The sequence below is a fragment of the Listeria sp. SHR_NRA_18 genome, assembly GCF_003856515.1.
GTDB lineage: Bacteria > Bacillota > Bacilli > Lactobacillales > Listeriaceae > Listeria_A > Listeria_A newyorkensis.
This window is the reverse complement of sequence record NZ_QPKR01000001.1, coordinates 729,094-752,286: the sequence shown is the minus strand read 5'-3', so window position 1 is coordinate 752,286 and position 23,193 is coordinate 729,094. Positions and strand designations below refer to the sequence as shown.

Annotated in this window: 25 protein-coding genes and 1 riboswitch; of the genes, 22 read left to right on the top strand and 3 right to left on the bottom strand. The window is 44.0% G+C overall.

Annotated features, from left to right (window positions below):
- Positions 1-137: 137 nt before the first annotated feature.
- The 6 genes from DUK53_RS03745 to DUK53_RS03720 all read left to right on the top strand — a co-directional run bounded on the left by DUK53_RS03745 (position 138) and on the right by DUK53_RS03720 (position 4,250).
- The gene (locus DUK53_RS03745; protein ID WP_036093655.1) at positions 138-686 is read left to right on the top strand and encodes an NUDIX hydrolase; all 549 of its coding nucleotides are present in this window, start codon (positions 138-140) and stop codon (positions 684-686) included.
- A 16-nt stretch (positions 687-702) separates the two neighbouring features.
- Positions 703-1,134 carry a VOC family protein gene (locus tag DUK53_RS03740; protein ID WP_052171447.1) on the top strand — a complete coding sequence of 144 codons (432 nt, stop codon included), beginning with the start codon at positions 703-705 and terminating at the stop codon, positions 1,132-1,134.
- Positions 1,135-1,268: 134 nt separating this feature from the next.
- Entirely contained in the window at positions 1,269-2,159 is an 891-nt protein-coding gene (locus DUK53_RS03735) for an ABC transporter ATP-binding protein (protein ID WP_036093652.1), read from the top strand.
- Entirely contained in the window at positions 2,156-2,971 is an 816-nt protein-coding gene (locus DUK53_RS03730) for an ABC transporter permease (RefSeq protein WP_036093649.1), read from the top strand. Before DUK53_RS03735 ends, DUK53_RS03730 begins: the two co-directional genes overlap by 4 nt.
- Positions 2,971-3,576, top strand: a complete 606-nt coding sequence (locus tag DUK53_RS03725; protein ID WP_036130724.1) for a TetR/AcrR family transcriptional regulator — start codon at positions 2,971-2,973, stop codon at positions 3,574-3,576. Before DUK53_RS03730 ends, DUK53_RS03725 begins: the two co-directional genes overlap by 1 nt.
- Before the next feature lie 143 nt (positions 3,577-3,719).
- Complete coding sequence (locus tag DUK53_RS03720; RefSeq protein WP_036093643.1) at positions 3,720-4,250, top strand: homing endonuclease associated repeat-containing protein; 531 nt, start codon at positions 3,720-3,722, stop codon at positions 4,248-4,250.
- A 56-nt stretch (positions 4,251-4,306) separates the two neighbouring features.
- On the opposite strand, the gene DUK53_RS03715 is transcribed toward DUK53_RS03720, so the two are convergent.
- A complete protein-coding gene (locus tag DUK53_RS03715) occupies positions 4,307-5,305 on the bottom strand; it encodes an NAD(P)/FAD-dependent oxidoreductase (RefSeq protein WP_036130727.1) in 999 nt (332 codons plus the stop codon).
- The gene (locus DUK53_RS03710) at positions 5,289-6,134 is read right to left on the bottom strand and encodes an ABC transporter ATP-binding protein (RefSeq protein WP_036093637.1); all 846 of its coding nucleotides are present in this window, start codon (positions 6,132-6,134) and stop codon (positions 5,289-5,291) included. Before DUK53_RS03710 ends, DUK53_RS03715 begins: the two co-directional genes overlap by 17 nt.
- Before the next feature lie 223 nt (positions 6,135-6,357).
- On the opposite strand from DUK53_RS03710, the gene DUK53_RS03705 reads away from it, so the two are divergent.
- The 14 genes from DUK53_RS03705 to DUK53_RS03640 all read left to right on the top strand — a co-directional run bounded on the left by DUK53_RS03705 (position 6,358) and on the right by DUK53_RS03640 (position 20,347).
- Positions 6,358-7,269, top strand: coding sequence for an iron-hydroxamate ABC transporter substrate-binding protein (locus DUK53_RS03705; protein ID WP_483306201.1), 912 nt, complete (start codon positions 6,358-6,360; stop codon positions 7,267-7,269).
- Positions 7,270-7,377: 108 nt separating this feature from the next.
- Positions 7,378-8,403 carry a FecCD family ABC transporter permease gene (locus DUK53_RS03700; protein WP_036093632.1) on the top strand — a complete coding sequence of 342 codons (1,026 nt, stop codon included), beginning with the start codon at positions 7,378-7,380 and terminating at the stop codon, positions 8,401-8,403.
- Positions 8,403-9,425, top strand: coding sequence for a FecCD family ABC transporter permease (locus DUK53_RS03695; protein WP_036093630.1), 1,023 nt, complete (start codon positions 8,403-8,405; stop codon positions 9,423-9,425). The genes DUK53_RS03700 and DUK53_RS03695 overlap by 1 nt, the downstream gene beginning before the upstream one ends.
- A gap of 212 nt (positions 9,426-9,637) precedes the next feature.
- Positions 9,638-10,093, top strand: a complete 456-nt coding sequence (gene fur / locus DUK53_RS03690) for a ferric iron uptake transcriptional regulator (protein ID WP_036093626.1) — start codon at positions 9,638-9,640, stop codon at positions 10,091-10,093.
- A gap of 326 nt (positions 10,094-10,419) precedes the next feature.
- A complete protein-coding gene (gene xerD, locus DUK53_RS03685) occupies positions 10,420-11,313 on the top strand; it encodes a site-specific tyrosine recombinase XerD (RefSeq protein WP_036130733.1) in 894 nt (297 codons plus the stop codon).
- Positions 11,314-11,345: 32 nt separating this feature from the next.
- Positions 11,346-12,164 carry a purine-nucleoside phosphorylase gene (locus DUK53_RS03680; protein ID WP_036093763.1) on the top strand — a complete coding sequence of 273 codons (819 nt, stop codon included), beginning with the start codon at positions 11,346-11,348 and terminating at the stop codon, positions 12,162-12,164.
- Between the two features lie 211 nt (positions 12,165-12,375).
- Positions 12,376-13,686, top strand: a complete 1,311-nt coding sequence (lysA, locus tag DUK53_RS03675; RefSeq protein WP_036130736.1) for a diaminopimelate decarboxylase — start codon at positions 12,376-12,378, stop codon at positions 13,684-13,686.
- 12 nt (positions 13,687-13,698) lie between these two features.
- Positions 13,699-14,442 carry a segregation/condensation protein A gene (locus tag DUK53_RS03670; protein ID WP_036130739.1) on the top strand — a complete coding sequence of 248 codons (744 nt, stop codon included), beginning with the start codon at positions 13,699-13,701 and terminating at the stop codon, positions 14,440-14,442.
- Positions 14,439-15,011 carry an SMC-Scp complex subunit ScpB gene (scpB, locus tag DUK53_RS03665; RefSeq protein ID WP_036093621.1) on the top strand — a complete coding sequence of 191 codons (573 nt, stop codon included), beginning with the start codon at positions 14,439-14,441 and terminating at the stop codon, positions 15,009-15,011. Before DUK53_RS03670 ends, scpB begins: the two co-directional genes overlap by 4 nt.
- A gap of 45 nt (positions 15,012-15,056) precedes the next feature.
- A complete protein-coding gene (locus DUK53_RS03660; RefSeq protein ID WP_036130742.1) occupies positions 15,057-15,788 on the top strand; it encodes a pseudouridine synthase in 732 nt (243 codons plus the stop codon).
- A gap of 359 nt (positions 15,789-16,147) precedes the next feature.
- Positions 16,148-16,867 (top strand): response regulator transcription factor, encoded by a 720-nt coding sequence (locus DUK53_RS03655; RefSeq protein WP_036078261.1) that lies wholly within the window; start codon positions 16,148-16,150, stop codon positions 16,865-16,867.
- A 112-nt stretch (positions 16,868-16,979) separates the two neighbouring features.
- The gene (locus tag DUK53_RS03650) at positions 16,980-18,761 is read left to right on the top strand and encodes an ATP-binding protein (RefSeq protein ID WP_036131372.1); all 1,782 of its coding nucleotides are present in this window, start codon (positions 16,980-16,982) and stop codon (positions 18,759-18,761) included.
- A 27-nt stretch (positions 18,762-18,788) separates the two neighbouring features.
- Positions 18,789-19,298 (top strand): acyl-CoA thioesterase, encoded by a 510-nt coding sequence (locus DUK53_RS03645; protein ID WP_373862723.1) that lies wholly within the window; start codon positions 18,789-18,791, stop codon positions 19,296-19,298.
- 64 nt (positions 19,299-19,362) lie between these two features.
- A riboswitch (FMN riboswitch) is annotated at positions 19,363-19,488 on the top strand.
- A gap of 250 nt (positions 19,489-19,738) precedes the next feature.
- Positions 19,739-20,347, top strand: a complete 609-nt coding sequence (locus DUK53_RS03640) for an ECF transporter S component (RefSeq protein ID WP_036093616.1) — start codon at positions 19,739-19,741, stop codon at positions 20,345-20,347.
- 15 nt (positions 20,348-20,362) lie between these two features.
- Here the strand turns inward: DUK53_RS03640 and DUK53_RS03635 are convergent, their stop codons facing one another.
- Positions 20,363-20,611: a ferredoxin gene (locus DUK53_RS03635; protein WP_036093614.1), complete on the bottom strand. Its 249-nt coding sequence runs from the start codon at positions 20,609-20,611 to the stop codon at positions 20,363-20,365.
- A gap of 171 nt (positions 20,612-20,782) precedes the next feature.
- On the opposite strand from DUK53_RS03635, the gene DUK53_RS03630 reads away from it, so the two are divergent.
- Positions 20,783-21,793 carry a YpbB family protein gene (locus tag DUK53_RS03630; protein WP_036130745.1) on the top strand — a complete coding sequence of 337 codons (1,011 nt, stop codon included), beginning with the start codon at positions 20,783-20,785 and terminating at the stop codon, positions 21,791-21,793.
- Positions 21,784-23,184 (top strand): RecQ family ATP-dependent DNA helicase, encoded by a 1,401-nt coding sequence (locus tag DUK53_RS03625; protein WP_036130748.1) that lies wholly within the window; start codon positions 21,784-21,786, stop codon positions 23,182-23,184. Before DUK53_RS03630 ends, DUK53_RS03625 begins: the two co-directional genes overlap by 10 nt.
- Positions 23,185-23,193 lie beyond the last annotated feature (9 nt).

The window sequence follows — 23,193 nt, the reverse complement described above, 5'->3', positions numbered from 1 at the left end:
TCATCTGAAAAGGCTAACCTGATTTGAGTATATCATACCATATTGGAGGAAAAGATGTTATCAGTCGTGCGATGTAAATTCCCCTCAGACTTGATTATGGTATAATGATAAAAAAGACTTAGAAATGGAGTGGTGGCATGGATTCGTTAGAGGAAAAAACGGTGAAGCGTGAGACGATTTTTGATGGGAAAATTATTAAATTAGTAGTGGATGATGTGGTGTTGCCAAACGGTGCAACGAGTAAGCGTGAAATCGTGAAGCACCCTGGTGCGGTGGCGGTTGTTGCGATTACGCCTGAAAACAAAATGGTGATGGTGGAACAATATCGGAAACCGCTCGAGAAGGCAATTGTCGAGATTCCTGCTGGTAAAATTGAACCAGATGAGGCTCCGGAATTGACGGCTGGGCGCGAGCTGGAGGAGGAAACGGGATACAAAACGGATGATTTGAAGCATCTTGTGTCTTTTTATACATCGCCTGGTTTCGCGGATGAGTTACTACATATTTATCTTGCGGGAGATTTGAAGAAGCAAGCAAACCCGCTTCAGGCAGATGAGGACGAGTTCGTGAATATTGTGGAAGTAAGTTTGGATGAGGCGTTACAATTAATAGAAGAAAAGGTTATTTGTGATGCTAAAACGGTATACGCTGTGCAATATTGGCAGTTGCTTGAGGCGACTAAATAATTCAGAGAGGAAGTAGATGAAGATGACTGCTGTTTTTCTGCATTTTACAGGAAATTGTCGTGAGGCTTTGGATTACTATGCGGGAATTTTTGAAGTCGAGCCAAAGGAGATAGTGACATATGGTGAGGCGCCGTCGAATCCGAATACTAGCGGAAATAAAGATGGGAACGCTGATAAAATTATGTACAGTGAAATCGATGTCAGGGGTTTGCGCGTGATGATGTCGGATATGCCGGACGGTATTCCAGCGACTCTAGGTGATAATGTTAGTATTGTTGTGGAAAGCGATGATTTGGAAGACTTAAAAGCGATTTTTGCCAAGTTTGAAAAAGGCAGTAAGATTTATATGCCACTTGAAGAAACGTTTTGGAGTAAGGGCTATGCCATGATTGCTGACAAATTTGGGACGCAGTGGCACTTTAGTTATCGTGATGTTTTGACGAAATAAGAAAATGGATTAGCGTATCGGATGGCTTTCTGGTGCGCTTTTTTTGATGTGGATGGTTATTGATTGACTAGGTGGTCAGGCGGGAGTATAATCGCATTGACTAGATGGTCAATTGTGAATTGGAGGGGTCAAAAATGAAAGCGATAGAGACGAATGAATTGACGAAGTTCTATCATAAGAAACGGGCGATTGAAGGTGTGAATTTGTCAGTGGAAGAGGGGGAATTGTTTGGGTTTATTGGGCCAAATGGTGCTGGTAAATCGACGACAATCAAGCTGTTGCTGAATTTCATTTATGCTTCGAAAGGCCATGCGACGATACTTGGCAAGGATATTGTGAAAAATTCGGCGGAAATTAAGAAGATGGTCGGGTACGTGCCGAGCGAGGTGCGTTATTATCCGCAAATGACGGCGAATGATATTATTGGATTCGCGGCGAAGTTTCATCATATTGATCAGGCGCAGACGCAGATGAAGCGTTATTATGAGATGTTTGATATTGATCCGCATAAGCGTTTTGGGGATATGTCACTTGGAAATAAAAAGAAGGTTGCGATTGTGGCCGGGCTTATTACGAAGCCGAAGTTGCTAATTTTAGATGAGCCTACGAATGGGTTGGATCCTTTGATGCAGCATCACTTATTTAAAGAGATGACGCGCCAAAATCAAGAGGACGGCATGACAATCTTTTTGTCGAGTCATAATTTGCGGGAGATTCAGGAGTATAGTACGCGAGCTGCTTTTATTCGTGAGGGTGAAATTGTAGCGCTGGAAAATATTGCGGATCAGGAAATGTCGGGGAAAGTGATTATTTTGAAAGGGGATCGGTTGCCGGTGACGGAGCTTGTCAATGCTGGCGCTAAAGTTGTGGAAACGACGGAAACGAGTGCGAGATTGACGTTTGATGGTAATGTGCAAGCGGTTTTGCCGATTCTTGCAGCGGAGGGAATTAAGGATTTGTCGATCACTAATCAAGAGTTGGAAGATAAATTCATGACGCTTTATGAAGGAGGGAAGGCAAAATGACTATTTTAAAGATTGAATGGAAAACGCATATTAAGAGTTTGCTCGTTTGGTCGGGGGTTGTGGCGCTAGTGCTCGGTATGTTCATGGCGTTCTTTCCTAGTATGCAGTCAAGCGGGATGCAAGAATTAGTGAACACGAAAATGAATGCTTTACCGAAAGAAATGATGAATGTTTTGCATATTAGTTCGATGGCGGATTTAACAAAAATTGATGCGTACTTTGCGTATGTGTTTCAGTATATTTTTATTGCAGCGTGTGTATATGCAGCTATGATTGGGGCGCAGGCGTTGGTGAAGGAAGAGACGGATGGGACGATTGAGTTTTTGTATGCGCAACCGATTACTCGTTCGGAGTTAGTAGCTTGGAAAATGGTCGGGAACGCGATTTCATTTATTGCTTTTTGGGCTATCACGTTTGTTGTTTCAACGGTATTGGTTGTTTTCTTGAAGCAGGACGGGGCGAATACGGGGGATTTGGTGCAGTCGCTGGTGCGGGTTTTCTCAAATGAGTTACTGGTGGCCTTGTTGTTTATGAGTGCTGGGTTCTGTTTTTCAGCGATTGTTCATTCGGCAAAACAGGCGACACCGGTGGCATTGGGCCTCGTTTTTCTGACTTATATTTTAGGGATTCTTGCTGGTTTGAACGATAAGGTGGACTTCTTTAAATATTTCTCGCCGATCAATTTTGCGATTCCGTCTGATATGATCAAAGCTTCGATGGAGAGTGTGAATGTGTGGATTAGCGTGATTTCGATAGTTGTGTTCGTCGTGCTGACTTTCGTATTGTACCGGAAAAAGGATTTGAGGGTGTGATGGAGGATAAACGGGATAAAATTTTGAAGGTCGCGGTGGAGGAATTCGCGGATCATGGGTATAAGGCGGCTAGTACGAATCGGATTTCAGAGGTTGCTGGTGTTTCGAAGGGGTTGATTTTCCATTATTTTGGCTCCAAAGAAAAATTGTATACCGCAGCGGTGACGTATTCGGTGGATTTAGCGATGCAGGAAGTACCGATTGGGGAGATTCCGACGGAGAACTTTATGGAAGGTGCGATTTGGTCGACGAAGCAGAAGTTGCATTTTAGCAAGAATTATCCGGCTGCGTTTAAGTTGATTATGCAGTCTTACGCGAATCCTCCGGCGGCGCTTGCGGAGCGGTTACATGCTTATTATACGGAGATGTTGCAAATGCAAGATGTGTATATGAATCAGATTTTTGAGCGGGTGACATTGCGTGCGGATGTTGTTTTGGAGGATGCCCATGATGTGATTCGTGCTTTGTTCGATTATACAATTAAAATAGCGACGGATTATATTAGGGAAAACCCGAATGCGACGATGCAGGAAATGCAACCGCTTGTGGATAAATTTATGCATATGATGGCTATTGTGGAGCGTGGCATGATTCAAAAAACATGAATAAATGGGAAAACAAGCCTAGATTTTGTGATTTAGGTTTGTTTTTTTGTAAATTGGAAAATTTTTCAGTTGTTTCGCTTGCTTTTTTATGATACAACATAATTGTAATGCAAATGTAGTTACTACACAGGAGAAGGGGAAAGATGATGGACGATATAGCTGTTGTGACAAAAGAACAGATTATTGCCGAATTACAACAATTGGCGCAGGAACAGGGGCGTGTGCCGAGGCGTAGCATGTACAATCATTTTGAAAAAGCACGACAATTATTTGGTTCATGGCCGGATGCATTAAAAGCAGCGGGTTTGGAGAATGAGCCGAAACGTTTTTACAAGGAGGATTATTTGATTGCAGAGGTTAAGCGAATTTCGCAGGAGTTGGGACGTCCGCCGATTAGTGGACCGCATGAGTTCCCGCTTTATATGTCTGTGATGGAGTATTATGATTCTTGGGAAGCCTTTCTTGAGCGAGCTGGTTTGACGAAGTTTGCGGGGGAAGAGGAAGGTAAAGAAGTGAAGGAAAAATTGATTCGCGACATTTTGGAAATGGAACGAATTATGCGGAGATTTCCGACGATGAGCGAATTCGAGGATTACCGATTGGTGCGTTATTATTTTGGTAGTTGGAAGAATTTCAAGGTGGCTTGTGAGGAGAAGAAGCAAGGCGTTTCTTGAAAATAGATAAAGTAAGGCCAGCATCTGAGCGTATAGGATGCTGGCTTTTTGGTATGTTAAACTTCGGTAAAGCTTTCGTGATGTGTGCTGACCATGGCGACTTCTTCGGCAGCTGGATCTAGAAAGTTTTTAGCGCTGTTGATGGCGATAGGGCCTTCGTGTAAGCCAGCCGCGATGATGCGCATTTTGCGTGGGTAGGTGCAGATATCACCACATGCATAAATGCCGGGGACGCTCGTTTCCATTTGTTGATTGACTAGGATGCCGTATTCGGATGTGTCGAATCCCCAGTCGAGCATGGAGCCGAGATTTACTTTTACACCGTGGTTCACAATGATGGCATCGGTGTCAATTTTTGTTGTATTGCCGTTTTTATTACAGTGAATCACGCAGTTTTTGAGATGGGTTGAATCGCCTTGTAGCGCTGTTATTTCGTGGTTGACATGGACGCAAATAGAGGAATCATGCATTTCTTTGACGCGTTCTTCGTGTCCTTTAAAATTCTCGCCGCGATAGACGAGATGGACTTCTTTTGCGATGGGTTCTAGCGCCTGTGCCCAGTCAATAGCGGCATTGCCTCCACCTGAAACAACGACGGTTTTATGTTGGAAACTGGCTAGGTTTTTGATGTCATAGAAGAGGCTGCTGGCAAATGTTTCGCTACCGGATACTTCTAAAGGGTGGACTTCATACGTGCCACTTCCTGCTGCGATAATGACGGTTTTGCTGTGATGCTTGTTGCCATTTTCTGCGGTTAGTTGGAAGGTGCCGTCTGCTAGTCGATTGAGTTCTGTGATACGCTCGCCGCACACGATGGTAGGCTGGAACGTTTTTGCTTGGTCATGTAAGTTTTTCACAAGTTGTTGTCCTTCGATGGCTGGAATACCGCCGATGTCTCGGATGATTTTTTCTGGGTAGAAGTAGCGAATCTTACCGCCAACTGCTGGCTCGGCGTCGATGATTTTCGTTTTTAGGGAACGCAAACCGCTATAAAAAGTTGTGAACAAGCCAACTGGTCCTGCTCCGATAATCGTTACGTCATACAAGTTTGACAACGACTTCACCTGCTAACTTGGTTGCGACTTGTCTAATTTCACAGGCTTGACACGTTTCGTATGGTAAACATAGTGGAACGCCAGTACGTGGGTCGAGCATAATATCGGCCTTAATGCCAAAAACGTCTTCTAGTGTTTGCTCGGTCATCACGTCGACTGGTGAGCCTTCGGAAATGACTTGGCCAGAGCGAATAGCAATCATATGATCAGCGAAGCGCGAGGCGTGATTTAAATCATGAACGACCATGACAATCGTGCGGTTTTCTTGCAGATTTAACTGTTTTAACAACATCAAGACTTCCAGCTGGTGAGTCATATCAAGAAATGTCGTTGGTTCATCTAAGAATAAAATATCGGTTTCTTGTGCTAGCGCCATCGCAATCCAAGCGCGTTGTCGTTGTCCGCCAGATAAACTATCAATGGGGCGGTCAGCGAAATCGTTTAGACTCGTCACACGAAGAGCCCATTGGATCATGTCGCGATCCTTGACAGACATCGATTTAAAACCGCTTTGATGAGGAGATCTGCCGTAGGAAACGAGTTCGGTCACGGTCAGACCATCAGGCGCCGTTGGGTTTTGTGGCAGAATCGCTAGTTGTTTCGCGATTTCTTTTGTGGATTGGCGGTGAATTGCTTTTCCATCTAAGAAAACGTTGCCTTTAGAAGGTTTCATCAGGCGGGACATTGTTTTTAGAATGGTAGATTTACCCGAGCCGTTAGCGCCAACTAGTGCCGTAATCTTGCCTTTGGGTATTTCGATATTTAAAGCGTCTACGATAACACGCTTGTCGTAGGCGATTTGTAAGCCGTCTGTCTTTAAATTGTTCATTTATACATCGCTCCTTAGTTTCGCGATTGATAATCATTCTCATGACTAGTATAGAATCTTTTGGAGAAAGTTGCAATAGCTAAGCGTTATTATTCGTATTTTTTTTGCGCTAGAGCCATTTTTAGTCTTGCTTTTTAGGAATCGTCTTGCTATAATTTCTTTTGAGATTGATAATCATTATCAATTGAAAAGGAGGAGTAACGTGAAGAAAATCGTATTTTTAATGTTGACTGCTGTTATGGCGGTTGTTTTAGTTGGGTGTGGTAGTGATGAAGCGGCGGAGGGAAAATCGGAGACGCATGCGTACAAGATGCCAAACGGGAAAACAGTAGAGATCCCGAATAATCCGAAAAAAATCGTTGTGACGGAGTATATGGGATCGCTCTCAGCTTTAGGTATTAAACCGATTGGTGCTACATCGTTTGTATTGAAAAATCCTTATTTGAATCCTTATAAAAAAGGGGTGGAAGATATCGGTGACCCGGCTTCTGTTGAAAAAGTGGCGGAACTACAACCAGATTTAATCATTGTATCGGGTGAGGATCAGTTTAATCAGATGAAGAAAATTGCGCCGACGATTTTAATACCGTACAATACATACAAAAGCGTGCAGGATGAATTAACGGCGATTGCTGAAATTGTTGGGAAAGAACAGGAAGCAAAAGATTGGCTCGCTGATTTTGATAAGAAAGCCGCGAAAGCACGGGAGAAAATAAAAGGTGTGGTAGCTCCAAATGCGACGGTCGGGTTATATGAAGGCGATGATAAAAATTTCTATGTTTTTGGAGATAATTGGGGTCGGGGTGGACAAGTTCTTTATAACGCATTACAATTAAAGGCGCCTAAGAAAATTCAAGATGAGGTCATTGATGGCGATGGCTATAAACAGATTTCGCTAGAAGTGCTACCTGATTTTGCGGCAGATTATATGTTTGTGACACGATTTAAGCATGGGGATACTCGCAATGGGGCGCTTGATGGGATAGAAGCATCGAGCATTTGGAAAGACTTGCCGGCGTATAAGGCAAATCATATTTTTACGATGGATTTTGATGAAATGTATAACTACGATCCGATTGCGGTAGAGGGGCAAATGGATTTGATTGTGAATAAAATCGTGAATAGTAATAAATAAAAGCTAGAAGTAACGACGGTTCAGGCGGAGTGCAGGAATTAGTTGGAAAGCTGGATACTGCATTTTCCCGCATCGAACCAATACATATTATGAGGGGATCAGGGTACGATGAAAACAAAGGAACTTTCCCAATTAAAAACGCGACCAGCAATGGCTACTGTGATTTTGACGGCTGGCGTTGCGCTACTTATCGTTTCTGCTTTTATTGGTATTGCTGTGGGTGCGGCGGATATCGATATAGCGACGGTTTGGGACGCGTTGTTTCATTACAATAAAAGTTTAACGACACATCAAATTATTTGGGAGTTGCGCATTCCTCGTGTGCTTGCGGATATGATGGTCGGTGCAGCATTTGCAGTGGCAGGTGCAGTAATGCAAGGCATGACGCGAAACCCGCTCGCTGATAGTGGGTTGCTTGGTCTCAATGCTGGATCAGCGTTTATGATTGCCGTGTGTTTCGCATTTTTACCTGGTCTTAGCTATAATTATTTGATTTTCTTTTCGTTCCTTGGTGCTGCGCTTGGCTGCGTCCTTGTTTTTGGCGTGAGTGCGCTTGTGAAAGGAGGCTTATCTCCAACGCGGTTAGTTTTGGCAGGTGCAGCGGTAGCTTCTTTGTTGACGGCATTAAGTGAAGGAATCGCGATTTATTTTAAGCTGAGTCAAGATTTGGCTTTTTGGTTTGCAGGTGGTGTCGCAGGCGTGAAATGGTCGCAAATCGCAGTGGTCTGGCCGTGGCTTATCGGTGCGCTGATTGCGGCGATGTTGCTCAGTAAGGCGGTAACAATTCTGAGCCTTGGTGATGACATTGCGATTGGACTCGGACAAAATACGACGCGGACAAAATTACTATCGATGCTTGTTGTGCTGATTTTGGCGGGGCTTGCGGTTTCGGTCGTTGGTCCAGTTGGTTTTATCGGCTTGATCGTGCCGCATTTGGTTCGTTATATGGTCGGTGTGGATTATCGCTGGATTATTCCGTGCTCGGCTATTGTTGGTGCGCTTTTGACGCTGTATGCGGACATTGGTGCGCGGATGGTGAACCCGCCGTATGAGACACCGATTAGTGTTATTTTTGCCCTTATTGGTGTACCTTTCTTCCTTTATGTGGCGCGTAAAGAAAGGAGGAGTCTGTGATGATGGGAACGACAACGGAACAAAAAGTCACGCGAAAACGCTGGCTAATCTTGATTCTACTCGCGATTTTACTTGTGGGCACATTCGTTTACAGTGTCAACGCAGGTTTCTCAAAAATTCCATTTCTAGATGTTATCAAAACTTTATTTGGACAAGGCTCGCCGCAAGATACATTGATTATTTCGCAGTTCCGGTTACCGCGTATTATCGTGGCAGTGCTCGTTGGCGCGGGGCTTGCGATTTCAGGCGCACTATTACAAGCAGTTTCGCAAAATAGTTTGGCGGATCCGGGGATATTGGGAATAAACAATGGTGCAGGGCTTGCAGTTATGCTCTATATTTCATATTTCCCGTCGACATTAGATGTACCTGTTATGTTTATGCCTTTCGTTGGCTTTACAGGCGCGATTCTAACAGCTTTTGTCGTATATGGCTTATCCTACAGCCGCCAAGAAGGGTTGCTGCCGAATCGCCTCGTACTAACAGGTGTAGCGGTTTCAGCCGCAGTCGCAGCGCTGATGACACTCTTAACCATTCGCCTTGACCCTGAAAATTATCAAATTGTGGCGGAATGGCTTGCGGGAAACATTTGGGCCAGTAACTGGCAATACGTTTTCGCACTAATTCCGTGGCTTATCGTTTTGGTTGGTGTGGCGATGTTCAAAATAAAAACCCTCGACATTCTAGGATTTGGTGATCAAGTAGCAACTGGGCTAGGCGTCAAAACGGAAAAAGAAAAAGTCATCCTACTCCTTGTTGCTGTAGCTTTAGCAGCGGCTTGCGTTTCTGTCAGTGGTGGTATTGCTTTTATCGGCTTAATCGGTCCTCACATTGCACGGAGGCTCGTTGGTAGTGGACATAAATGGGTCCTGCCGATTTCGGCGCTCGTTGGTGCGTTACTGCTTCTTGTTGCGGACACAATTGGACGGATTATTGTGCAACCATCAGAAATTTTTGCAGGTATCGTGGTTGCGGTAATTGGAGCACCATACTTCTTATACTTATTAGCGAGAACTAAATGATAATGATTATAAAAAAGATAAATATCCTCCTTGTAATTGATAATCTGGATAGACTTTTCAAAACTTTTATGCTATCTTTAAATAGATATAAAAACCACTTACTCCAATTGTTTTAGTGAGTTAAAGGATGAGTAAGTAGACTTGATTTTTATTTAGAATTATTATAAACTACTAATTGAGAATGATTGTTTGTTCCCGAGGGAGGGCATAAAATGGAAGGCCGTATTCAGCGGATTAAATCACAATTGCATGAAGCAAGTTATAAATTAACGCCACAAAGGGAAGCAACCGTACGCATTTTATTAGAAAATGAGAAGGACCATCTGAGCGCAGAGGACGTTTATTTACGTGTCAAAGATATTTCACCGGACATTGGATTAGCGACGGTTTATCGCACGCTGGAACTTTTGACGGAGTTACGCGTGGTCGACAAAATTAATTTTGGAGACGGCGTGGCGCGCTATGATCTTCGTAAAGAAGGCGCAAAGCACTTCCACCACCATCTAGTATGTCTGGAATGTGGATCTGTTGAGGAAATTCAAGAGGATTTGCTGGATGACGTGGAGAAAATTGTCGAGCAGAAATGGGATTTCCTTGTGAAGGATCACCGTCTAACGTTTCAAGGCATCTGTACGGTGTGCAAAAGCAACATCAAAAAAGCCGAATAAATCAACCAGCGGACCGACAAACGCTCATCTCCGTCGTTAAAAGCTGTGCTCCGATGCTCATGTACTTTAGTACATTTCGCTTTGTTGAGGCACTTTGAAGTAAAGCGAATTAGAGCCTCAATATGCAGTAGAAAGAAGTGAGACTGCCGTCCTTTAAGCGCTTTTTCCTAGGATCTGAGCATTTGTCGGCCCGCTGGGGTTCAGTGGTGGAGGTAAAGAGCTTTGCTGGACATTTGTTAATTTATTTCGCTTTTGGTATACTGGTGGGACAGTGACAATGTACAAGGATTTAGTAATTGTGGCACGTCGATTTGAGGAGATTACGTATGGATGATTTGATACTTGATTTTTTACATTTTTTGCAGGTGGAGAAGGGTTTGTCGGCGAATACGTTGGTTGCTTATGAACGGGATTTGCGTTTTTTTGCGCGTTATTTGGAGGAAGAACAGGGGGCGCTAGCGATTCGCGACGTAGAACGGATACATATTGTGAGCTTTATGGCTTATGCTAAATTAGAGGAGAAATCACCGAGAACGATTGCGCGCTACATTGCCTCATTGCGTTCTTTTTTTCATTTTCTGTTGCATGAAAAACTGGCGGACCGGGATCCGATGATTCAAATCGAGACACCGAAACAGGCGCAGGCATTGCCCAAAATTCTGAATCTGAACGATGTGGAAAAATTGCTGGAGGCGCCGAATGGGGCAAATCCGCTTGGCATGCGAGATCAAGCGATGTTGGAAGTTTTGTATGCGACGGGGCTTCGGGTGACGGAGTTGGTGCACCTTCAGATGGACGATTTGCATTTGCAGATGGGCTTTATTCAGACGATTGGAAAAGGGGATAAGGAGCGTATTATTCCGCTTGGAAAAACGGCAACCACGGTTTTGGAGCGTTATTTGGAGTTTGGCCGACCGAAATTGCGACGGGTGTCAGAGCGCAATGACTTTGTGTTTTTGAACCATCATGGACGCGGTATGACACGGCAAGGTTTTTGGAAAAATCTGAAGCAGATTGCGGCGAAGGCTGGGATTGATAAGCCGATTACACCGCATACATTGCGGCATTCGTTTGCGACGCATCTACTGGAAAACGGGGCGGATTTACGTTCTGTGCAGGAGTTGTTGGGTCATGCGGATATTTCAACGACGCAGATTTATACACATGTTACAAAAGCGCGTTTAAAAGATGTTTACAAGCAATACCATCCGCGTGCATAAGGTTGGATAATGAAAAAGGAGCGATTTTGAAAATGAATTATACAAAGGTTATGGAAGCGGTCAAAAAAATCAAGGAAACCTATAGCGGGAAGCCGAGAATCGGACTTATTTTAGGATCAGGGCTAGGCGTTTTGGCGGACGAAATTACAGAGCCGACCGTGATGAAATATAAGGATGTGCCGCATTTTCCAGTTTCGACCGTAGAGGGGCACGCTGGGCAGTTTGTTTTTGGTAAGTTAGAGCATCAAGAAGTAGTGGCGATGCAGGGTAGGTTCCATTTTTACGAAGGGTATTCGATGCAAGATGTGACGTTCCCTGTGCGCGTTATGAAGGAACTGGGCGTTGAGATATTAATTGTAACAAATGCGGCGGGTGGCGTGAATGAGTTGTTCCATGCAGGTGATTTGATGCTGATTTCGGATCATATCAACTTCACGGGAACGAGCCCACTTATCGGGCAAAACGATGAGCATTTCGGACCGCGTTTCCCAGATATGTCGGACGCGTACCGTTTAGATTTACGGAAACAAGCGCGTCTGTTGGCACAGGATTTGGAAATAGAAGTTCGCGAAGGTGTTTACGCAGGATTTACTGGGCCAACGTATGAAACGCCAGCGGAAATTCGGATGATGCGTACGCTTGGCGCGGATGCTGTCGGTATGTCGACTGTTTCGGAGGTCATTGTTGCGAATCATTGTGGCCTGCGTTGCCTCGGTATTTCTTGCATCACGAACATGGCTGCAGGAATTTTGGATCAGCCGCTGAGTCACGAAGAGGTTATTGAAACGACGGAACATGTGAAAGAAACGTTCTTGACGTACGTGAAGGCGCTCGTTGGAAATGTGAAATAAAAATAAGAACGGAGTCTGGTGCAACACTTACGAATTGGGCATCAGGCTCCTTTTTGGTAGTACATAAAGCTTAAAAAAATTGGGAAACATAATATTGGCTATTGTTCTGCGACGTGCTTGTATGCTACTATATAAAAGAACTTTTATACATTCTTTGTGCATTAGAAAATGCGAAGAATGGTGTAATTAATTTAGCAAAGGTGGGATTGACGTGGCGTTTGAATCATTTGGGACTATGCGAGTGAATGAAGTTGGACATCTAGAAATTGGAGGGGTGGACACTTTGAAGCTGGCGCAAAAATATGGCACACCGCTTTATGTATACGACGTTGCGTTGATCAAAGAGCGTGCTCGTGGTTTTAAGAAAACGTTTGAGGAGCTTGGTGTGAAGGCGCAGGTTGCTTATGCGAGTAAAGCTTTTTCGGCGATTGCGATTTATCAATTGATGCAGGAAGAAGGTCTGTCGTTGGACGTTGTTTCGGGCGGCGAATTATATACGGCGATGCAAGCTGGATTCCCAGCGGAGCGGATTCATTTTCATGGCAATAATAAAACAAGACATGAGATGGAAATGGCGATTGAGTACGGTATTGGTTGTATCGTGATTGATAATTTTTATGAGATTGAACTGCTCGCGGAAATTTTGCGTGAAAAAGAGGCTTCTGTGTCTGTTTTGATTCGTGTAACGCCTGGTATTGAGGCGCATACGCATGATTATATTTTGACTGGGCAAGATGATTCTAAATTTGGATTTGGTTTGACGAATGGTCAGGCGGAGGATGCGATTAAGCGCGTGTTGGCCATCGATGATTTCCGATTAATTGGGCTGCATTGCCATATTGGGTCGCAAATTTTTGAGACGACTGGTTTCAAATTGGCGGCGCATCGGATTATGGAGCAGTTAGTTATTTGGCGTGATGCACTAGGTTTTCATGCGGAGGTGCTCAATCTCGGTGGTGGTTTTGGGGTGCGTTATACGGCGGATGATCAACCGTTGCCACCATCTCAGTATGTGCGCGAAATTATTGCGGATGTGCGTGAGGTTGCGATGGCGAACAATTTGGATATGCCGGAGATTTGGATTGAGCCTGGTCGCTCGCTCGTTGGTGAGGCTGGCACGACGTTTTATACGATTGGTTCGCGCAAAGAGGTGCCAGAGATTCGTAGCTATGTGGCTGTGGATGGCGGGATGTCAGACAATATTCGACCTTCTTTATATGAGGCGAAATATGATGCTGTTATCGCGGAACGTCCGTTAGAAGAGCCGGCTGAGACGGTATCGATTGCTGGAAAATGTTGTGAGTCTGGCGATATGCTGATTTGGGATCTACCACTTCCAAAATCGGATGCTGGTGAGGTTTTGGCAGTATTTTGTACAGGGGCTTATGGATATTCGATGGCGAACAATTACAATCGGATTCCTCGTGCTGCGGTTGTTTTCGTAGAGAATGGAGAAGATAAACTGGTTGTTGCGCGAGAAACTTACGAAAATCTGGTACAACTGGATTTACCGCTCCATTAAGGTGGGTTTTCTATGACAGGAATTAATTTTAAAGTAGAGGCTTTTGAAGGGCCACTCGATTTGCTTCTGCAACTGATTCAACAGCTGGAAATCGATATTTATGATATTCCAATGGCGGATATTACGGATCAATATTTGGAATACATCCACTTGATGAAAGAGATGGAACTCGATGTGGCTAGCGAATATCTTGTGATGGCGGCGACACTTTTAGCGATTAAAAGTAAAATGTTACTGCCAAAGCAAGAGCTTGAGGTGGATTTTGAGTTCGATGATTCTGTCGATCCGCGTGATGAATTAGTCGAGAAATTGATGGAATATAAGCGTTTTAAAGAAGCTGCGAAACAATTGAAAGAAAAAGAGTTGGAGCGCAATTTTTATTTTGGGAAGGCGCCAATGGATTTGGGGGAATACGATACGTCTGGCAAACAGGCGAATTTAGACGTGTCGCTCAATGATATGCTAGGGGCTTTCCACAAGATGCTTCGCCGGAAAAAATTGAGTCAGCCACTTCATACGCGTATTACGAAGCAAGAAATTTCGATTGACCAACGGATGAATGATGTGATGGACCGGATTGAGGCTACGCGCGGTCGGGTTGTGTTTGAAGATTTATTTGATGCGGCGACAAAAGATGACCTGATTGTGACTTTTTTGGCTGTGTTGGAACTGATGAAACGTCGCCAAATTAGTGTGGAGCAGTCGGGGAGTTTTGCGGCGCTATATGTTTTTAGTAGAGGTGAAGAAGAGCTGTGAGTAAAAAATTAGGAATCCTTGAGAGCTTGCTATTTGCGGCGGGGGATGAAGGTCTGAGCACGAAGCAACTGACAGAGGTCATGGAAATCAGTCATATTGAAGCGCTGAATTTGTTGGAGACGCTCAGTGATAACTATGCAAAATCGGCAGAACGTGGTATTGTTCTGTTAGAGCTCGCAGGGACGTTTCAATTAGCGACGAAAAAAGAGCATGCGACTTATTTGCGAAAATTAGTCGAAGTACCTGGTAACACAACGCTCTCTCAGGCATCGCTTGAAACGCTAGCTATCGTTGCTTATCGCCAGCCAATTACGCGGATGGAGATTGATGATATCCGTGGTGTGAAAACGGATGGTCCGATTCATACGCTAATTGCGAAGGGTTTGATAATGGATAAAGGTCGCGTAGAAGGTGCTGGTCGTGCTAAACTGTATGTAACGACATCCGAATTTTTGGATTGCTTCGGCTTGAATAAATTAGAGGATTTACCATCGATGGACAACATAGATTCTGAGGAAATGATTCAAGATGAGATGGACTTATTTTTCGATCGTTTTGGTGGGAAATAGGATAGATGGAATAATAATTAGTGAATAGCTAAAAAGAGGTGCAAGATGGAACGGTTACAAAAAGTAATTGCGAATGCAGGAATCACGTCGCGTAGGAAAGCCGAAGTGATGATTGAAGAAGGAAAAGTGAAGGTCAACGGAAAAGTGGTTCGAGAGTTAGGTCTTAAGGTTGGCAACTCGGATAAAATCGAGGTAAACGGCATTGAGCTAACGCAAGAAGTGAAACGCTATTTTCTATTGTACAAGCCGCGTAGCGTGATGTCCGCTGTGTCGGATGATAAGAAACGTCGCGTTGTGTCTGACTTTTTCGTGGACATTCCAGAACGGTTATATCCGGTTGGGCGTCTTGATTATGACACTTCTGGTTTACTACTCATGACGAATGATGGCGATTTTGCCAATCAATTAATGCATCCAAAATATGAAGTTGAAAAGAAATACATCGCGCGCGTGAAAGGGATTCCGTCCAAAGAAGCCCTGCGCAAATTAGAAAATGGCGTCATGATCGAAGGCCGCAAAACGGCAAAAGCGAAAGTCCGTCTGCAAACTTTTGATAAGAAAAAGGAAAAAGCTATCATCGAGATTATCATTCATGAAGGGCGCAATCGCCAAGTCCGCAAGATGTTTGACACGATTGGACATCCAGTTCAGAAGTTATCACGCGAAGCCTATGCTTTCCTTGATTTAAAGGGATTGAATGCTGGCGAACGAAGAGAATTGACCCATCATGAAGTGAAGAGATTAAAAGCGTTGACACAGTTTGGTGATAAGAAATAGTGAGTCAAATGAATAGCTTAGAGTTCAGGGGAAATATAACTGCAGTAGAGAATAACAGATAATATTACTTTTTCAATGAAGATCTAGGGAATGTGTGTCTATATCCCTAGTTTTTTGTTGCCGTTTTATTGAAAGTATTCATTATTTTTCACAAACAAAGGCTTAAAAATAGCTAAAATAAAAAAAAGCATGTATAATTTGTCCAAGATAGTAGCTTTCTTTTTTTAATTTGGGGTTGTCTGTGCTATAGTAAAGTTGTGAACAAAATGACAATAAAAAGGTACGAAAGACTAGGGAATATGAATACATACCGAAATAAGTTTCCTTTTTTAGAGAAACGAGTAAGGGGATGATTACCTATGAGTGAGCAAGTTAAAATTCTCGTTGTGGATGACGAAGACCGGATCAGGCGTTTACTTAAGATGTATCTTGAACGTGAGAATTATAAAATTGAAGAAGCTAGTGATGGAGATCAAGCGTTACAGCTCGCAATTGATAATAGTTATGATGTCATTTTGCTTGATTTGATGATGCCAGGAAAAGACGGCATTGAGGTTTGTCGTGAATTGCGTGAATATAAAGCTACTCCGGTTGTTATGTTGACAGCGAAAGGCGAGGAAGCAAATCGCGTGCAAGGATTTGAGGTCGGCGCAGACGATTATATCGTGAAACCGTTTAGCCCACGCGAAGTTGTCCTACGTGTCAAAGCTGTTCTAAGACGCGCGCAACAACATAGCCAACCTGTTGCAACGAGCGTACCAGGTGATATTATTACTTTCCCACACTTAAAAATTGATAATGAGGCGCACCGAGTTATTGTGGAAGGCCAAGAAATCAATTTGACACCGAAAGAGTATGATTTATTATATTACTTAGCGAAATCGCCAGACAAAGTGTTTGATCGGGAATCGCTACTAAAAGAAGTTTGGCGTTATGAATTTTTCGGGGATTTGCGTACAATCGACACGCACGTAAAACGTCTCCGCGAGAAATTATTCGATGTTTCAGAGGAAGCAGCTAAAATGATTGTGACCGTTTGGGGCTTAGGCTACAAGTTTGAAGTGACAGAAACAGAGTAAAATAGTCCATATAGAAATAGATAGGTTAACAATGCCTATCTATTTCTTGATATTACTACATAAAACAGCAAGCAACGGGGTGCTTGAAATTCGGATTAAAGGGCTGGTGACAATGAGATTTTGGCATAGTATCGTTGGAAAAATATGGGGAACGATTATTCTTCTACTAACGGGAGTTCTAGTGGCAACCGGATTTTTTATTGCGATCGTTTATGGAGACCAGAATACAGAACAGATAACAGGCGGCATTGAGGCGACGACAGAGCATATTGGAAATTTAATTGAAGAGGGGACGGATACAGAAACGCTTTCATCTGCTTTTCAATTATTGGATAAGTCGACAGGTGTCATCGTCGAACAGAATGGGAAAGTGGTGGCTTCTAAACAGACATCGATGCATCTGGATAGTGGAGCGTATTCGCATTTATTCGCAGACAATAAAATGAATGACCATTTAGCTGAGGGGAAATTTATCCTGGAGCAATATAATTTCTACGGTGAAAGTAATGGTGAATCGGTACATATGGGGGCCCAGCGTTTTAAGACGTTAGACGGTCATATTAATACGGTTTATGTGTATAGGTCGTATGATGATATTTTGAGATTGACAGGTCAAGTGACGAAAACGTTGCTCATATCTGGGATTGTGGCAATTTTAGTGACGTCTGTCTTGTCGTTTATTTTATCGTCGCGTATGGCTTATCCGCTCAGGGAGATGAAGAAGGTCGCGATTGCGGTCTCGAAGGGGAATTTTGATAATCGGGTGCCGACGTATACGCACGATGAGATTGGAGATTTGGGGATTGCGTTTAATAAGATGGCGCAGCAACTGAAATACAATATTAGTGCGCTGAGGCAGGAGAAGGAGCAGTTGTCCAATATTTTAGTTGGGATGGCGGATGGTGTTATTAAATTTAACATCGATAAGACGATTATTTTGAGTAACCCGCCGGCGGAACAGTTTTTGCATGATTGGTTCTTTTCGATGGAAAACGAGGACAAAGTGCTGATCCCGCCAAACTTGGATTTAATGCTGACGAATATTTTAGAGACACGTGAGGAGCAGGTTGGGGAAATTGTGTTTGGAGACCAGACTTATGTCGCAATTTTGACGTTGCTTTATAATGGGGACGACATTCGGAGTATCGTAACGGTAATCCGGGATATGACGGAGGAGAAGCGCCTGGAGAAGATGAAGACGGATTTTGTGAACAATGTGTCGCATGAGCTGCGGACGCCGATTTCGATGCTTCAAGGATACAGTGAGGCGATTATTGATGGTGTGGCGCAGACGGATGAAGAGGTGCGTGAATTTGCGCAAATTATTTATGATGAGTCGCTGCGCATTGGCCGCCTTGTGAATGATATGTTGGATTTAGCGCGGATGGAAGCTGGTTTTGAGCAGTTGGATAAACAGCGCTTGCAGGTAGAGCCGTTCTTAGATAAAGTGGTCTCCAATTTTGAAGTGTTGGCGAAGGACAATAATGTGAAATTGCAGTTGGTGATGGATGATCATGATTTGGAGTATACATTTGACCCAGATCGAATGGAGCAGGTATTGGTGAATTTGATCATGAATGCGATTCGCCATACGGGGCGAGAGGACTACGAGGGTGTTGTGGAAGTGCATGAAACGGCGGATTTCCACTCAGATGAGCTCGTGATTAAAATTATTGATAACGGAAGCGGTATTCCAGAGGCCGATATTCCTTTCTTGTTTGAGCGTTTTTATAAAGCGGACAAAGCACGAACGCGCGGGAAAACGGGTACGGGTATAGGTTTATCGATTGTAAAAAATATCGTCGAAGCGCATAATGGTAAAATAACGGTGGAGAGTCATCTAGGCATTGGTTCGACATTTATTGTCACGTTGCCGCTTTCCACAGATATATAAAGGAGTTTGATGAAATTGACAGAACGCATGCAAAAATTTTGTAAAGATTCATTGGTAATTAAGACAAGTCGGGTATTTCCATCCGATACGAATAATCATAATACGCTTTTCGGTGGGCGTCTGATGACCTATATTGACGATACAGCATCTATCAGCGCTTCCCGTCATTGTCGGACGGGGATTGTGACAGCTTCGACGGATTCGGTCGATTTCTTGCAACCTATCAAAAATGATCACTCGGTATGTTTAGAGTCTTACGTGGCTTCAACGGGACGCTCGTCGATGGAAATTTTCGTGAAAGTGATTGCGGAAAACTTGAAAAATGGCGATCGTTATTTGGCGGCGACGTCATTTCTAACGTTTGTCGCGATTGATGATAATGGCAAAACAGTTGAGGTTCCAACCGTTGTCGCGCAATCGGATGAGGAGAAAATGATTAGCCGTGACGCGCAAGAGCGTAGTTTGGCAAGGAAGAAGCGTCTGACGCAGAGTCGGGAACTTGCGGCTTCCCTTTCGACCGAAATTCCTTGGGGATAAGCAAGTGGTTTTGCATGATGGCACGGCTTATGGTACAATAACGAACGTAATACAATAAAATATAGTTCATCTTCGGGGCAGGGTGTAATTCCCGACCGGTGGTTAAAGTCCACGAACTGTTTCTTTTTGAGATGGTTGATTTGGTGTAATTCCAAAACCGACAGTATAGTCTGGATGGGAGGAGATGTTGGTTCGCTTACTTTTTGGCGCACTTACTTGAAAAATTGGCTAGTTATGGTCTTTTTGGATGGGACGTTTTTGAGCTACGGTTTTTTTAGCGTGGTTTTCTGGAGTCTTATTTGAATGTACTATGCTTGTTTGGAATTTCACATACCATCCCTCGATTGCATTTTCGAAGGGATTTTTTTCGTGTTCGTGTGGTTATTAATAAAGGGAAACCGCAGATTCTTAGGATGAACATCTAAGGAGAAGTGATTTTGATGAAGAAGTATTCTTTAAAGGCGTTTGTAAGTATTGCAGTATTGGGAGCGGTGGCGTTTGTCATCATGCTGATTCAGTTTCCACTATTGCCAAGTGCACCATTTTTAAAATTGGATTTCAGTGATATTCCTGCTATTATTGGCGGTTTATTATTTGGGCCGCTCGCGATTGTGTTGATTGAGTTTGTGAAGAATGTGTTGGAGTATTTAGTGACGGGGAGTTTTGTTGGGGTTCCAATTGGGGAATTAGCGAATTTCTTATCTGGTATTTGTTTCGTGCTACCAATTTACTATGTTTTCCGCTATACACGCTCGACGAAAGCGATGATTTTAGGTGCTGGGATTGGGACGGTGACAATGACGGTCATGATGTCGTTGTTTAATTACTTTATCTTATTACCGTTTTATATCACGGTCGGTGGTTTGCCTGCAGGAACGAATATTGCAGCGCTTGTTACGACGGCGATTGTACCGTTTAACTTGCTAAAAGGTGTCGTTGTAGGAGCGGTATTCATCCTTGTTTACGGTAGAATGCGATCGTGGATTTTGAAAAATACGATTGTAAAATTAAGAGTGAAGAAAGATAAAAAGCACCACGGCGTTGTGTAATGCTTTTTGAGATAATTAGGGTTCAAATTTTAGCGGGTCGCCTTGAAATGGGTGGTCCGCTATTTTTATGGAGAGCGATGGGCAGGCTTGTTCGGCGTCGGTGGCGTCGTTTTCGAGCTGCGCGGGGATAGGGGTATTGCCGCTATTGTGATCGAGTGTGTTGTAGGCTAGGCCTTCGTCGTTGTAGTCGAAAATAGCGGGAGCGTGGACGGAACAGGCGCCGCACGCGATGCATGTAGACTGGTCGACGATGGTATATTTCATGTTTTTTGACACCTCCTGATTTTTAGTTGGGAAACGCTTCTCCTTGTTATTATAGAACCATTTGGAGAAAGTGTCTAATAAGGGGTTAAAAAACTTTTTTGGCAAATAGGGATGTCGAACAAATGTTTTCGTGTTAGAATAGATGAAAAGAACGGGAAGGGGCTGGTTGGGATGGATGAATTAGATCATTATTTGTTGGCGATTATTGCATCATTTCCATTGAAACGAAAACCAGCTTTTTTGTTTGCGGTTGCGACGGGGAAACGGACGGGGCAGGCGGTGCAGGATTCGCATTTATTTGAAGTGACGCCTTTATTTGGCTGTGTGCCGACGCTAAGACAGGTGAGTTTTGACGCGAGGTTGCAGCGGATGCAGGAGGACGGTTTGCTCGAGATAACGGAAGATGGTGTTGGGTTAGTGACGGAAATCGAGACGCCTTTTAGGATGCGTTTTCCGTATATAGATGGGTTTTTGTATCAGAATCGGACGGGGCCTTTTTTTGAAAGATTGCTGTTGGCGATACAGGTTTTTAGTAATTTTAAACATGAGCAGAAGCATTATTTGCCGATTGTTCGGGATGAGGCGGCGCAGTGGGCGGTGAAACGTTGGCTGGCTGATCATTTGGTAGGCGATACAAAAGAGGCTGTGCGCGGGCGTTTTTATGCGGAATTGGAGCAGTGGTTAGAGCAGGTGGATGGTGCGCTTTATGTGCCGCGTTTTTCTGGTGGGGATTACATCGGCAAAACGGCGCTTCAAGTGGCTTCAGAACTAGGCGTGACACCTTGGCAGTATTATTTTGCATGGTTGAATGGTTTACATTGCTTGTTTGGTCGGTTGGTGTTGGATTTTCCGCTTTTAAATGGGCTAATGCCGGATGCAGCGCAAGGATTGACGAGTTCGGCTCGGAAAACGTGGCAATTGGCGGAACAAGGTGTTTTGTTTGAGAATATGGCGGGGATTAGGCATTTGAAGGAGAGTACGATTCAAGATCATATTGTGGAAATTGCGGCGACGATTCCGGGATTCAATGTGGGCTCTTGGGTGGATAGCGCGATGATTACGGCGATGTCACAGCAGCCATGGCGATCGTTAAAGGATATTAAGCAGGCTTTTCCAGCATTGGATTATTTTCAAATTAGAGTAGCGCTGATTGCTAGAAGGAGTGGCGTCATATGCAGTTAGAGCAGGAATTAGAGCGTTTTTTAGGGTTTCGTGATTTTAGAGTAGGTCAGCGTGAAGTGGTGGCGCATGTGCTAGATGGGAAAGATTGTTTTGCGATGCTGCCGACGGGGACTGGAAAAACGGTATGTTATCAGTTGTCGGGGTATTTGCTAGATGGCACGGTGCTTATTGTGTCGCCGCTTTTGTCATTGATGCAAGACCAAGTGGAGCGGATGCGGGCCAATGGCGAAAAACGTGTGGTGGCGCTGAACAGTTTTTTGAGTTTGCAGGAGAAACAGCATGCGCTCGAGGATTTATCGGCGTATAAATTTATTTTTGTTTCCCCAGAAATGTTGGCTAACAGGCAGATTCGGATGGCGATTCAGCGTTTAACGATTGGACTTTTTGTGGTTGATGAGGCGCATTGTATTTCGCAGTGGGGGCATGATTTCAGACCGGATTATTTGGAGCTTGGCGCTGTTAGAGAGGAACTTGGCTCTCCGGTGACGCTCGTTTTGACGGCAACAGCGACGAAAAAAGTACGCGCGGATATTAAAAATCAGTTGCGCTTGTCGGCGTGTATGGATGTGATTCATTCTGTGGATCGACCGAATATCGCGTTGGATGTGCAAAAGTTGGATTCGAGGCTTGAGAAACAGGCGCAGCTTTTGAAGTTAACTGGTTCGTTGAAAGGGCCTGGTATTGTTTATTTTTCTAGTAAGAAATTGGCGGAGCGTTATGCGTTTGAGATTGCGGAACAGCATGGATTGCGTACGGCTTTTTATCACGGAGATATGAGCGGTGAGGATCGTGTGACAATTCAGCAGCAGTTTATTCAGAATCAGCTACACCTTATTTGTGCGACAAGTGCGTTTGGAATGGGCATCGATAAAGGGGATATTCGTTATGTGATTCATTTTCATATGCCGGGGGATTTGGAGGCGTATTTGCAGGAGATTGGTCGCGCTGGGCGAGATGGTGCGCCGAGTATTGCGATTTTGTTGTACGCGGACGGGGATGAGGCGATTCAATTGCAATTGCAGGATCGTGATTTGCCGGAAGAAGAGTTGGTGCATCTGAGTCCTGCTTTAACGGAGCAGTTGCCAATAACGGAGCGGCGCTTTCTGGAGTTTTATCGGGAACTGGGTTTAACGCCCAACCAAATCAAGGAAAAAATCCAGTTTCGTAAGCGTTGGAAACGAGAAAATCTCTATACCTTTTTGAATTTTATAAAAGGAATTACGTGTCGGCGCCAGTTTGTTCGTTATTATTTTGAGGAAGAAGCGAAACAGGAGGCAGTTTCCGATTGTTGCGATGTTTGTGGTGTGGATTACGCGGATTTTGAGGGGGAGAATGAAACGATTGAGCAGCAGCAGGACTGGCAGAAATATTTGGAATACTTATTGAAATGAGGGCAACGT